The 13343-nt window shown below is 48.5% G+C and carries 9 protein-coding genes; 3 read left to right on the top strand and 6 right to left on the bottom strand.

Annotated elements, in window-relative coordinates:
• Positions 1-96 precede the first annotated feature (96 nt).
• From FGS84_RS27765 to FGS84_RS27755, 3 genes are all read right to left on the bottom strand, one after another.
• On the bottom strand, positions 97-726 hold the full coding sequence (locus tag FGS84_RS27765) for a CatB-related O-acetyltransferase (protein WP_138311432.1): 630 nt from the start codon (positions 724-726) through the stop codon (positions 97-99).
• Between the two features lie 82 nt (positions 727-808).
• On the bottom strand, positions 809-2050 hold the full coding sequence (locus tag FGS84_RS27760; protein WP_138311431.1) for a GGDEF domain-containing protein: 1242 nt from the start codon (positions 2048-2050) through the stop codon (positions 809-811).
• A gap of 19 nt (positions 2051-2069) precedes the next feature.
• The gene (locus tag FGS84_RS27755) at positions 2070-2606 is read right to left on the bottom strand and encodes a V4R domain-containing protein (RefSeq protein WP_138311430.1); all 537 of its coding nucleotides are present in this window, start codon (positions 2604-2606) and stop codon (positions 2070-2072) included.
• Positions 2607-2820: 214 nt separating this feature from the next.
• Here FGS84_RS27755 and FGS84_RS27750 point away from each other — a divergent pair, with 214 nt between their 5' ends.
• Entirely contained in the window at positions 2821-3690 is an 870-nt protein-coding gene (locus FGS84_RS27750) for a radical SAM protein (protein WP_138311429.1), read from the top strand.
• A 170-nt stretch (positions 3691-3860) separates the two neighbouring features.
• On the opposite strand, the gene FGS84_RS27745 is transcribed toward FGS84_RS27750, so the two are convergent.
• Positions 3861-9203 carry a SpaA isopeptide-forming pilin-related protein gene (locus tag FGS84_RS27745; protein ID WP_138311428.1) on the bottom strand — a complete coding sequence of 1781 codons (5343 nt, stop codon included), beginning with the start codon at positions 9201-9203 and terminating at the stop codon, positions 3861-3863.
• Between the two features lie 432 nt (positions 9204-9635).
• Here FGS84_RS27745 and FGS84_RS32030 point away from each other — a divergent pair, with 432 nt between their 5' ends.
• Entirely contained in the window at positions 9636-9998 is a 363-nt protein-coding gene (locus tag FGS84_RS32030; RefSeq protein ID WP_347563901.1) for a hypothetical protein, read from the top strand.
• On the top strand, positions 9953-10774 hold the full coding sequence (locus FGS84_RS27740) for a hypothetical protein (protein ID WP_347563900.1): 822 nt from the start codon (positions 9953-9955) through the stop codon (positions 10772-10774). The genes FGS84_RS32030 and FGS84_RS27740 overlap by 46 nt, the downstream gene beginning before the upstream one ends.
• A 371-nt stretch (positions 10775-11145) precedes the next feature.
• On the opposite strand, the gene FGS84_RS27735 is transcribed toward FGS84_RS27740, so the two are convergent.
• Together FGS84_RS27735 and FGS84_RS27730 are read right to left on the bottom strand one after the other, a co-directional pair.
• Positions 11146-12534, bottom strand: coding sequence for a GntR family transcriptional regulator (locus FGS84_RS27735; RefSeq protein WP_138311426.1), 1389 nt, complete (start codon positions 12532-12534; stop codon positions 11146-11148).
• A 294-nt stretch (positions 12535-12828) separates the two neighbouring features.
• Entirely contained in the window at positions 12829-13197 is a 369-nt protein-coding gene (locus FGS84_RS27730; protein WP_138311425.1) for a response regulator, read from the bottom strand.
• Positions 13198-13343 lie beyond the last annotated feature (146 nt).

Genomic DNA, 13343 nt, shown 5'->3' with positions numbered 1-13343 from the left:
TATATAACAGCTTCTTACATATAACAATGTAAATTATTCCCCATACAGTTAAGGCAGGAAGGGGGGATTCTCCCTTCTGGGAAAATCCCCTCTTTTTTATTTCAGCAAATCAATCCTGCCGGACTGTATCCAGCGCAGGTTTGCTGCTATCTGTTCTTTGGGCCAGTCCCACCATGCCAGCTCCAGGAGGGCATCCACGGTCTGCTGCAAAAAGCGCAGCCGGATAGGCCTGGCAGGTACGCCGCCCACAATCGTATATGGGGGCACATCCTTTGTCACCACTGCTCTGGCGCCGATGACGGCGCCGTCCCCAATGGTAACTCCTGCCATGATGACTGCCTCATAGCCAATCCATACATCATTGCCAATGACAATATCGCCCTTATTATCCCATGCTTGGGCAACATCCGTCCGGTCCAGTCCCCATTCTTCAAAGAACAGGGGAAATGGATAGGTGGAAAGGGAGCCCATGGTATGGTTTGCACTGTTAAACAGGAACCGGGCGCCACAGGCAATGGAACAAAATTTTCCTATGACAAGCCGGTCATGGTTGATGGGGTAATGGTACAGCACGTTGTTCTTTTCGAATAAAGCCGGGTCATTGACAAAATCATTATACATGGTGTAATCCCCCACTGTTATGGCGGGGTCTGTGATTACATTTTTTAAATAAATTGTTTCCTTATCTCCTGTGCGGGGATAAACTGTTTTCTCTGGAATAGTCACTTGAAATCCTCCTGTTATTCTTATAATCCCACTATAACCATTCCAGATAATGCAATGCAGAGCTTCATGGCGCTCCTTTCCTTCATGCTTTATGATATTTTTCTTTGTTGTTCTTTTTGCATTGATACATGGCGGCGTCTGCTTCCCTGATAATGCCGTCCATGGTCAAATTGCTGTTGGTTCCATCTATTTGTACCACCCCGTAGCTGAAGCTTACAGGGTATTCTTTGTCATTTTCAGCCACAAATTGTTCCAGCACCTCGGCAAACCTGCGCTCCACAGCATCCCTGTCGTTATTCGGCAGTATCACGCAGAATTCATCCCCGCCAATCCGGGCAAACACATCTGAGCTGCGGAAGGAATTTTCAATGACAGACACAAACCTGCGGATGTAGCAGTCACCTTCATTGTGTCCGAATTGGTCATTGACAAATTTTAAGCCGTCCAGGTCCAGATAACATAATGTAATGTCGGATTTCTTATTTAAGTGCGCCTCCATATATTCCTCAAAGAACAGACGGTTGCGGATTCCCGTGCCTGAATCGTAATATGCTTTGCTTGCCAGTCTGTTTTCCGTCATCTTTTCATTGGTAATGTCCACCACAATATGGGCAAAGGCGTTGTGGCCGGCCCATTCGATGGAAAAAGTGGTAATACGGTAAAAGCCGTGGTCCTCATCTCCGATTTCCCATATCTTATACTGTTCACTGTCCTGCCAGTTTAAAATACTGTTCCGGAAAAAGAAACGGTTGTTGCAGATTTCGCAGAAAGCAGGGTCAATTCGTATCTCATCCTTGCGTTTGTTACAATATGTGATATCGCGGGTGTCCGCATCCACCACCAGTATCCATTCATTCCTTTTCCTGGTCATCTCCACCAGAAGCTCATTGTACTCTTCGATGACCGCCGCCCTTTTTCTGGCGATTTCAGCCTCCTCTTTCAGAAGCGCTTCCCGTTCCTTGAGCTGGGCCGTCATGGTGTTGAATGCTTCGGAAAACTCGCCCAGATAGGATACATGCTGGGAATAATCCCCTGCGGCAACCTGTTTTGCCTGCCAGGTCAGATGATTTAAATTTGCGTGCAGGTTTTTCATGTTCACGCAGAGAAAGTTATCCCTGGAAGGACATGGACCCGAAAGATTTCCCTGTGATATATCGGCGGAAAAGGCAAGAAGCTCTTCCACGGCCTTCTGAAGAACCTTAAGTCCCTGCCCTAATTTACGGTATGGCTCATCCAGGCTTTCTATATCCAGGGTCTGGATATGACGGTCATATAAGATGCTTCTCAGGTATTCAAATAATTGGTCGCAATTATCATGTTCCATTTCCGTGCCTCATTATTCCTTATTCTTCCGGTTCTACGCAGAATCTGCATACCCGGTCGCCGGTCGCCCAGCAGTCAATCTCCACCGCAGAGTATTTGCGTTTCATGTATGTGGACATGATACCTGATATAAATCCCTCATCGTAATTGCAGACAGCTTCCCCCAGCAGGGGAAGGCCTGAGCAGTCTGCATCCTCGGAGACAGTCAGTATGAGTTTTCCGCTATTTTCCTCAAACCGTTCCACCCGCAGGACGCCTATCTTTAATTCCGCAAGCCGGGACTGAAGTGCTGCTATGAATGCGTTCAGCTCCTGGGATAAATCCAGCTGGTTTTTAACAAAAAACACGCCTGCACGGTATCCTGCACTGCGGAAAATCTGTTTCTGCTCTTCCGTCCCAAATCTGTCTTCCAGTTCCTCCTTCAGGGAGTATTCCATCAGACGGTAAACCGCCACCGGTATATCCCCGCCCAGGTTTCCGCGTCCGTCAGCGCTGAAATTCATGTAATCCGCCAGTTCTGGTTTCTTCTGCTCCTTAAGAAATATATTAGCTGTCATTTATCTGTACCCCGTATGATTTATATGTATATAAGCATATTGTACCCCTAATGTCTATAAACTTCAACGTGAAAATCCTTATGTTTCCAGTTTGGCCCTCCGGAAGGGTTCCGGCAGGGGTTTCCAAGTTTCGGATTGTGAACCGGCCTCCGGCGTGGTAAAATAAAAGCAGATAAAAACAGTGATACTTTTATGATTTTCAGGAGGGATTTCTATGAATTATGAAGGACAAATCTGCCGTGGTCCCATGGAACGTTCGTCCTATATGCTTCCGGTTGCCGTTGGCTGCTCCTACAACCGGTGTAAATTCTGCACTCTGTTCCGGCACCTGAAATACAGGGAACTTCCCATGGAGCAGATAGAGGCAGAGCTGGCGCGGGTCCGGAACCTGGGCGGCAATCCAATGCGCGTCTTTCTCGGAGACGGCAATGCCTTTGGGCTGGACACAGACCGTCTGCTGAAGATAACAGACCTGATTCACCGGTATTTTCCGGATTGCAGCGCCATCAATATGGACGCCACAGTAACCAATATACAAGCCAAATCTCAGGAAGAGCTGCAGGCCCTCCGGGCTGCAGGCGTATGTCATCTGTACCTGGGCATTGAGAGCGGTCTGGACGACGTCCTGCGCCGTATGGGAAAGGACCACAATCTGGACCAGGCATACCGTCAGATTGACCGGATTCAAAGTGCGGGATTCATTTTTGATGCCCATATCATGACCGGAATTGCAGGCCATGGAAGGGGGGCCGAAAATGCAGCTGCCACCGCAGAATTCTTCAACCGCACCAAGCCCAGGCGCATCATAAACTTCTCACTTTTTCTGTTTCACAGCGCCCCTCTGTATCAAGAGGCCCAGGCAAAAACCTTTGTTCCTGCCACGGAACTGGAAAACCTGCAGGAGGAACGGCTGCTTCTGGAGAGGCTGACTGCCGAAGAACCGCTGGAATATGACGGTTTCCACGACCGCATTGAATTCAGGGTGCGGGGAACCCTGCCCGGTGACAGGGAAAAAATGCTGGCCAGGCTGGAACAGGCCATTGAACAGTACCGGAACCAGGAGCCTGTAATTGCAATCGCTTAATATGGCTGCCTGTAAAATCCGCCCGGTACATGCTGAACCGTTTTGTGAAGTGCTATCGAAAATCCAGGAGGCGTTTGCTGACGCCTCCTGGATTGATTCATATAGCAACAACTTCCTGATATTTATTGCTATTATATACTATTTTGTGACCATAGTAAAGTATCATAAAGCTAATTCCTTCTCTTGGGGTCAGCCATCAGAAACAGCATTCCCATCAGGGATGCAGCAGCCAGACACCGCCACATGACGGTATTGTTGTTTTCTCCGGTCCTGGGCAGGGGGACAGGGCTGCTGTCCGTATCATCTGACATGGCGCTGTTAGGACCATGCCCTGGGGCCTGGTCCTGTTCCGGCGTCACGGCAGGTCCGGCCTGGGTTTGTACGCCAGGGCCAGGTCCTGCATAATCCGTTTGCGCGGCCCCCTGTCCCGCCGTATGGCCGGAGGAACCAGAACCGGAAGAACCGGAACCATGGGGCCGGCCGGAATCCTGTAAATTGTTTTCCGGGGTATCGGAGGGATTATCCCCATCCTCCGGAGCGGGAGGCGGCTCCGGCCTGCTGCTTTCCATCGCCACATGTCCGGATGCATCTGTCTCTGTGTTTTCACCTGTGGCAGCGCTATACACAGACAAATCAGGCAGATAACCTTCAGCCGGCTGTATTTCCATTATGTAGTAGGCGGTTCTGGGCTGCAGTCCTGTAAAGGTATGCATTCCATTTTCATCTGTCTCCGCCACATCTCCGGCAGGTATTGTGCACGCAGGGTCATAAAACAGCTGCAGCTTTACACCTTTTAAGGGAAGGCCGGTCTTACGGTCCGTCTTAAGAATGGTCAGGACTGCTTTGGCTCTTTCATTGTAAATCTCCACGGCTGCCGGAAGGTCTTTTACCGCAACGGTTTCCGTTACACGGTCCGTCTTGACATAGCCGGCAGGAGCCTCCTCTTCCTTCAGCCAGTAGGTCCGTCCCGGATAAAGACCGGTAAAGACTGCTGTTCCATCCTCACCGGTGACGGATGCCTCCCCGGCAGGCATGGCGCATGTTTGGTCGGTATAGAGACGGAATACTGCATCTTTCAGGGCCGCGGACGAATCTGCATCCATTTTTTTTACCAGAATGGCTCCTGCTGCCCCGTCTTCACTGGGAAGATTGGTAAATGTAAGCACCTCATCCTTTATCTCATCTGTTTTTATTTCATTCCACTGGTCATTGAGGGCGTAATGTTCAGGAGCTTTTATCTCTTTATAATAAATCCGGTCCAGGTTTCCAATCCGGCTCCTGGGCACCGCAAGGGTACAGATACCCGTGTTGTCGTCACATGGTGCGGACACCAGAAGGGCATCCCCGCTCCGGTCTGAATAAAGACCGAACGCAGCTCCCTTCAGTATACGCAGCTCTCCGTCAACCTTCCTGATTTGGATGGACAGGAATTTTTCCGAAGGCAGGGAAAAACCGGCGGTGCCAAAGGATTTCTGGGTAAATGCAGCACTGGACCCGCTGTTGCCGGAATCCTCCGGGATTATGCTTCCCACCAGTTTTACGGCATTGTTCAACTTGACTCCTGACCGGACAACATAGGCACTGTAGGTAAGGATATAGCTTCCCTCTGCATCCGGTATCGGAACAGAGAATGAATTTTCCTTTGCATTGTAGTATATTTGGTCCAATGGCGGCGTCACGTCACTGCCCATGGTCAGTCCGGTCCTGTAATGGCCGCTGCTGTCCGGTGTAACCCTTTGGGACGGAAGGGCTTCATACAGTTTTACGGACTCCAAATCAATATAAAGCCCTGCATCCAGAGTGTCGTTGACGTACAGGTCCATATCCGGGTATCCTCCTGTCAGGCTGACGCCAAGAGGGTTGACCGATACCTGGTAGTTTACTGTATTTCCTGCATGGGATATATCCTTTTTATTTAAAATCTCATTTTCCAGTACCATCTTTGAAACAGCTTCCACGGTCTTTCCGGGATTGGCTGCAGCTGAAAGGACTGCTCTGTTTTCTACTGACACTTCCCTGCTATTGCGGAAATATGTATTATTTATATCAACCGTAACAGGAATGGTGATGGTATGTGCCTGCTTTACATCCTTCAGCCGTATAAGGATTCTCTTGTTGGGACTGCCTGAGTCATCCGGCCCAACGGTTATCCCCGCCTTTTGGCCAGCCTGAGAGCCGCCGTCTGTGCCTGTATCCTGCCCGGTATTTTCACCCTGCGGGAAAACGGTATTGTCCAGCATGGCGTTTTTTACATTATCGGCGGTACAGCTTAAACCTTCAGGCAGGTCGTCCGTAATGACAACATCACCCAGCGGAGCCTGGTTTTCATTGACCGTTAGCTTCCAGGTCAGTTCTCTGGTGTCCGGACTATAGGATATGTGGGATTTTTTCAGTACATTGCTGGTGCAGGCGTACTGGGCAGCCGCTGTCCTGTCCTGACGGATGGGAGAATTTTCCACGGTTGTGCCGTCCCGTTTCATGATTACCGTGTTATGGAATGTTTCATTTTTATTGGAAGCCCAGAAATCCGGGTCATCCACATAAGATGTAAGAGTAAAATCAAAGCTGTTTTTTCCGATGTCTCCTAATCTGATATCCAGCAGGTCCAGTGCCAGGACAGGGGATGGATTACCGGACTGGCCCTGCACAGAGTCCAATGACACATTGTTTCTGTTAAAACAATCCGGATTTGCGCCGGTTATTCCTGCCTGTTCAAGCCCCTTTTCAATGGCGGCGCAGATAGCATCCAGGCAATCATCTTTGTTGGCCTCAACCTCTTCCGTTGAAGCCCCCGGAACAAACACATGCCTGTATTCTCCGGGAGCCGGCGGCGTAATCAGCTCATCTGTCAGATGTATGCTTGTCATGTTTACTTTATTGGGATTGACGGTCACGGTCCATGTGATTGTATGGGCCGATTTATCGTAAGCACGGGCTGATTTAAGTATCAGGTTATTATTAATGTTCAGGTCGCCGGGACCTTTGGAAACAGAAGGAGGCATCCGGTCGCTGCCAGGACCGCTGCCGTCCGGCCAGGCATAATCAAGGCTCACTTTATTGGACAGGTCCTCTGCTGTCAGTCCCTGTCCAGCCTGGCTATTCTGGTTGTTCTGGTCAAAATAATCCTGGTCAATGGCCGTGGTATAAGTTATTGTATAGACTGCTTCTGCTGTTTTGGGAGTACTGTTTTCTATCAGCTTGATTTCCAGCATTGTCTTTGCGCTGACCGGGTCAGCGGTTATTATTTTGTCTATTGTACTGATATCATCTGCGTTGATTCCATTTATTAAAATGCTGTCTTTGTCCAGTTCCAGTCCCTTACCCATTTCGTCAATCACATACAGGTGTTCAAAATCCCTGCTTACTGTATTGACGGTTACGGTCCAGTTGATTTTCCACTGGTCACCATCTGCTTGGGGTTCAATGGTTCTGCCGTGTTTTGCTATCATGTTCCGTCCCGGCCAGTCAGAGGGGACCTGAACTGTTTTTGCGGCCTGTATAGAAGGATTTACGGAAACGCCATTTTCATCCAAGGCCTCCGCTTGATTGGTAAAGCTTAAGCCTCCGCCTGGCCTTGCCCATATATTGGACAGAGTGTTATCTTTCAGTATGGTATCATAGGTGATTTCCACTGTCTCGCCGGGGGGCAGGCTGCTGATGTCACAGGTCAGGATTTGGGTATCCTTATCATATTGAGGGACGGATACTGTGTTTAAATGAGCCGCTGCCCGGGCTGTTCCGTCCGCATATTCCAATTCAGAAGGAATCCTGTCCCGGATGATTTTCGGAATGGAATCCTGGTTATCCTCTATATAACCTTTAACCGGCTGTGTGTATGTGATTTTCCAGTGTATTGTTCCGTCGGCATCCCATGTTCCGTCTTTTTCTAATTTGGGGGGCTGCGGTAAACGTTCGGATATGGTGAAGGATACCTCCGTGCCTCCGGGCAGGCTGATTGTCACGATTCCCTTGTCGTCTGTATCCAGATTATCATGGTTCAGCTTACAGGAATAGTAGATTTCAACATCTCTTAAATCCTTATAGGTTATGGTCCCGCCGCTGACAGCAATTGGCCCGAAGTCAATAAATGTCACTTCCAGTACGGTGGAACCGGAGGTCCAGACAACTTCTCCGAATGTAGTGGATGATATTCCGTCCAGAACTTTTTCCAGGGACATACTTCCGTCGTCAACCGGAGAAAGGGCATCCGGAAGCGTTATCAGATATGTTGTTCCGGCATCCATATCCTTCAGGGATGGGATGGACATTTTAAGCCATAACGGGGTATTCAGACTGACAGCATAGTTTCCCGTTATCCTCTCTCCCACTCCGCCATCTGAATCCTCTTTGTAAAGCTGGGATTTTAGTTCATTCAGGGCTGTTCCGTCCGCATCGTTTCCTGCGATTCGGAGACTTAATCCTTCTATATTTATGGTTCCGTCCTCCGCGGCCTGTTCCGTATCAATGGTACAGGGCACTGTCAGGATATAATCCCATTCCCATGTGTCTGATTCTTCTGTCTTCTGGATGTTTTCATCATCTTCCTGTTTTATCTTTGCTGCCTGTGAATCTGTGCCGAGCGGAGCATCCTTCTCTGCTGATGTCAGAAGATGCCGGCCGCGGGGGCTTATAGACGCTTGAAGCGCCGGATGCGTGTGAATGGATGCAGAGTTACTGTATCCGGAGATTGTTTGGCTGTCATTGTTGTCCATTATGCCGCCGGATGAGCTTTCATTGCCTGGGTTTTCCTGGCTGTTGCCGGATGTGTTTTCGTTGCCTGGGTTTTCCTGGCTGTTGTCGGATGTGTTTTCGTTGCCGGGTTTTTCCTGGCTGTTGCCGGATGTGCTTTCGTTGCCGGGGTTTTCCTGGCTGTTGTCGGATGTGTTTTCGTTGCCTGGGTTTTCCTGGCTGTTGCCGGATGTGTTTTCGTTGCCTGGGTTTTCCTGGCTGTTGCCGGATGAGTTTTCATTGCCTGGGTTTTCCTGGCTGTTGCCGGAGGCACTTTCGCTGCTGCCGTCATCTTCTGCGTTTCCTGGCTCCTGGCTTTCCGTCGGTGATATATTGTCTGATGGAAATAAATTATCCGGCGGGGTTATGATATCAGAATTCATTAATTTCTCATCTGACTTTTTCTGTCTCTCTTTCTTCTCATAATCCGGATTTTCCACAGTCAATATCCTTTGGTCCTCTGACAGGCTGGTTTTTGCCCTTACTGTTCCGTCCGGTCCTGCTAATGTGATAAGGGACCTGGCTTTGGAAAAGTAAAGCAGCCCTTCCGGTATCTCTATCTCCTCTGATTCCCCGGAAAAGCTTACTTCAGTGACCCATTCCAGGACATCCTGTTCTCTCACTGTATCCTGGTCCTTCAGATATCGGCCGTCCCTGTAGATTCCCGGTGTTCTGACGGTTTCGTCTGTACCGTAGTCTGCTCCTTTGGCTGTCAGCATGGTATTTTGCAGCATAAGAATTGTTACCAGCAGCCATGCAGCCAACTTCTTTATTGGTTTTTTCATACATTCCTCCTGTGTTTAAAAACCGGCTCCGCCTATGTGACAGGCCGGGCCGGTTTTTCTGTTACTGTCTGATTATATTATAAATAACAGGCGTAACATGACCGTTACATTTATGCAGTTAGAATGTTAGATTTGCGTTACTTATGATATAAACACCATCTTTTTGACAGACTGCTGTTCCCGCAGACCCATTCATATAGTTCCAAAAACACTAAAACAGGGACGCCCACATATAATATCTTAACTGATACCCTTGTCCTTACCAAATGGATTTTATGTGGTAGTTTTTATATGATGTTATGGATGTAAAAACGTCTAAGCGAATGGAAATTCAGACAGGTTAATTGTATTCAGTCTGCAATGAAATTGTGAAGGAGTGATATTGAATGAGATATGATTATGCAAACGGTATGAACTGCGGAGATTACCCTTATGGATGTAATTCCAACGGTTATTCCGAAAACAACGGCAGATATACAGAACCGGCAAATACAAATCTTAACTCTTTTTGCGGCGGATGCTGTCAGGGTCCAACCGGGCCAATGGGCCCCCGGGGCTGCCCTGGCGTTCCTGGTCCAATGGGTCCCCGGGGCTGCCCTGGAGCTCAGGGCCCCCAGGGAAATCCCGGCCCCAGGGGTATTCCCGGCCCTCAGGGAAATCCCGGACCCCAGGGTATTCCTGGCCCCAGGGGTATTCCCGGACCCCAGGGTATTCCCGGGCCCCAGGGTATTCCAGGGCCAACCGGAGCCATGGGACCGCAAGGCTATGTGGGACCGACTGGCCCTATGGGACTAACCGGCGCAACCGGATTGACTGGTAGCACTGGTGCAACCGGAGCCACTGGTGTAACCGGAGCCACTGGTGTAACCGGACCGACTGGTGCAACCGGAGCCACCGGAATAACCGGGCCGACTGGTGCAACCGGAGCCACCGGAATAACCGGACCGACTGGTGCAACCGGAGCCACCGGCGTAACCGGACTGACCGGCCCCACCGGAGCCACCGGAATAACCGGGTCAACTGGTGCAACCGGGGCCACTGGAGCGACTGGCGTAACCGGCCCTGCTCCGCTATCCGCAGGCTGTGCCTGTGTACAACAGATGAGAAATATATTACAGCAGATAATCCAGCTTTACCCAACAGATAATGTAATTGTTGCCATGGAAAGCGGCAATAATGCCAGCGGAAGGCCGGGCTCGCTTTTGCCGGCGCCTGATACCAACCCTAATTCAGGGCTTTTCCAGCTGACCAATGCGCAGGGCGTTCCCCAGGAAGCACTCTCCATCTGCAGGATTGCCTCTGTCAGGGTCACAAGCGCTGAATATAATAACGCCATCACCTATCTTCCGGCACCCACCCCGGCACCCACAGGATGCGACGCTGACTGTCAGGCCGCCATACGCGCTTACCTGCCGGTTGGGACAGCAGGCGTAGATATCAACGCAGGAGGCCAGACCGTTGCACAGGGCACGGTCCTTCGAAATGAATTCGGTGTTTTGGTTCTGGCCGGATCAAATAACAGCGACCCCACCTTTGTCTCAACTTGCAAAGCTGAAATTATCACAACCTAAAATATGATGACCTTAACATAGCCACAGAGGATTACCAGTAAAGCGGTAATCCTCTGTGACTATCAGTTCTGCCCAGTTGATTCAAATCCTCAGGCATATCAGACTCTATTTGTTTAATAAGCTTGGGGTTATAGCGATACGTCAGAGAGATGGTTTCCTTGCTGCCAGTGTACGAGCAGACATGTGAGTAACCAAAAACCTCCGTCAAAGAGCATTCTGCGGGCATCCACCACCGTTACCTTGCCACTGTTTCAGGTCCGGAACCCGGGCGGAGCTGAAGCAGGGGACTCACTGTGCGAAGTTTCCCCGTATGTATTGCTGTTATATACTATTTTGTGACCATAGTAAAGTATCATAAAGCTAATCCCTACTTATTTTAGAAATGCAAATTTCAAATAAAAGTAATTTAACCTGTCCATAATAAAGAACTTCCATTCATCGGAAAACGAAGCCAAATCACCTGACTGTAAATCTTTTTCCAGCCGCCCAATAAAATCAGACAAATCATTGTCCAGCTGTCCGGTACTCATCAATACGGCAGATAAAATATATCCCCATACAGCCAGTTCTCTTAATTTATCATAGCATTCCCGTATCATTGCAGAAGGACATTCTCTGGAGATGAAGCTTAAAAGAACGTCAATGCACAGGATACTGCTGGTTTTTCCATGAAGTTTTCTGATTTCCTGCAGCAGTTCATCCCTCTTCTCCTTCGTGGCCGACTCCAATGTAAAGAGAGCCACGCCGCGGACCGTCAATGCCAGAATCTGCAATCCTTCTCCATGCAGCAGCATGTTTTCCCGGATTTCATCCTTCTTCAGGAGATTCAAATCCATGGGCTCCAGGCAGACTTTGGTTCCAATCCCCATATAGGTCCTGGTGACACCCAGAGAGTTCAGCACTGCAACCGTACGGCGCACCGTACTCAATGATACCTGGTACTGCTCTGCCATGTTAGGCAGGGACGGAAGATAACTCCCCACCGGATAACGCTCCCATATAATTTCACGTATGACCACAGTGGCCAGTGTATACCGTACCTGGGGACGGCTGCGATAAATATTCCACTTAAACGGAATCTGCGGAACGGCCTCAAGATGATACTCACCGCGTGCGGATTCAATGAAATCAATTACTTTATTTTGTGCGCTGTCAATATAGGAATCGAACTCCGTCTTTAAATCATCCATTGTTCGCACCGATAATACTTCCTCCGCTATGGTACCGGTTCTGATTTCACGTTTACTCGGATACAGAAAATTAAGGTAACGAAGGCATTGCCAGTAAAGGTTAAGAAGTAAATCATTGTGAAAGGTACGCAGGACATCCAGATACAGCTTTATGGGCATTGCTACCATCATTGCGCTTTCCGCTCCATGGATTTTCTTTAGATAATCCACTATGTCCGCATCAGGATTATGTATCGCTATCTCCCACATAGGATTAAATAGCAATTCACCTGCGTAGCAAAAATCCAGGATTCCTTCTTTGCGCGGCACAAAATACTTGGCGGTATTTTCTCTGAATACCTCTCTTGTTCCCCTGTATGCAACCCTGGCAATCTTCCGTTCCTGCGTTTCTATGTATCCGTTTTTTTCAAGCTTATCCAGTGCAGACTGAACCGTATTTCGCCCCATATGAAAGATATCCCGGAGTTGTTGTAACGACAGCAGCTGTTCATCGTATCTGTAAAATCCAAAGAGAATACGGGATTCAAAATACTCATACAGTAACTCATAAAGTTCGTTTGTCTTTTCCATCCCTCTCCTCCTGTGTGGAAATCATTTCACACTCTGTTCAGATAAAGTACTGGCATAATTGTATCACGATTAATAGAATGCTGCAATAAAGTGTGTTAACTATTGCGTATGCTCCCTGTTTCTTTGTACAGGATTTTACATACCCAGCTATAACTGTTCCCATTGCCTCTATATAATAAGTATATCAAAAAATCGCTGAAGTCACACGGCCTCAGCGATTTTTCTTTTGAGGGAGTTTTTTACAGCCCCAATCAGTCCTGCCCAGTTTATTCAAATTCTCAGGCGTATCAGAATCTATTTATTTAAATTGATAATTTCTTCAACCTCTCTTAAAAACAGCTTCCGGTCAATGGGATGTATGACAAAACGCGTATAGCCCTTTTTTATCAATCCCAAAATAGTTTCATCCACCTCACGATGAGGGGCCACAAAGAGCACAATCCTGCGCTGAGGACCTGAGAGAAATTTGAAAATATCTGTTAATTCACACGAAGGCAGTTCCAAATCAATGATGATAAGCTTGGGGTTATAGCGATAAGTCAGAGAGAAGGTTTCCTTGCTGTCAGTGGATGAGTAGACATGTGAGTAACCGGCTTGTGCTAAAAATGAAGACAGAAGATGGTGCAGTTCCTGGTTGTTTGAAGCGATTATAATGTTGCGCATAATCTCACCCTCTTTCTATTTACATTATACCACTTTAAAGTGAGTTAGTAAATAGATGCAGGCCGCACTGTGAACCATTCCTGTCCTATCTGTTACTGTTCAGAGGCTAACTTGTAAAGAAAGAACCCATGGTGTAGACTGGAAGC

The organism is Clostridium sp. 1001271st1 H5, from assembly GCF_005845215.1.
Taxonomy (GTDB): Bacteria; Bacillota; Clostridia; order Lachnospirales; family Lachnospiraceae; genus Enterocloster.
Note: the sequence above shows the minus strand (reverse complement) of the source record. Positions and strands in the feature narration are given on the sequence as shown.

Bases quoted from the DNA above. Each gene is read 5' to 3' on its own strand.
- FGS84_RS27760 (WP_138311431.1), bottom strand. From the start codon at position 2,050: ATGGAACATGATAATTGCGACCAATTATTTGAATACCTGAGAAGCATC.
- FGS84_RS27755 (WP_138311430.1), bottom strand. From the start codon at position 2,606: ATGACAGCTAATATATTTCTTAAGGAGCAGAAGAAACCAGAACTGGCG.
- FGS84_RS27750 (WP_138311429.1), top strand. From the start codon at position 2,821: ATGAATTATGAAGGACAAATCTGCCGTGGTCCCATGGAACGTTCGTCC.
- FGS84_RS27745 (WP_138311428.1), bottom strand. From the start codon at position 9,203: ATGAAAAAACCAATAAAGAAGTTGGCTGCATGGCTGCTGGTAACAATT.
- FGS84_RS32030 (WP_347563901.1), top strand. From the start codon at position 9,636: ATGGATGTAATTCCAACGGTTATTCCGAAAACAACGGCAGATATACAG.
- FGS84_RS27740 (WP_347563900.1), top strand. From the start codon at position 9,953: ATGGGACCGCAAGGCTATGTGGGACCGACTGGCCCTATGGGACTAACC.
- FGS84_RS27735 (WP_138311426.1), bottom strand. From the start codon at position 12,534: ATGGAAAAGACAAACGAACTTTATGAGTTACTGTATGAGTATTTTGAA.
- FGS84_RS27730 (WP_138311425.1), bottom strand. From the start codon at position 13,197: ATGCGCAACATTATAATCGCTTCAAACAACCAGGAACTGCACCATCTT.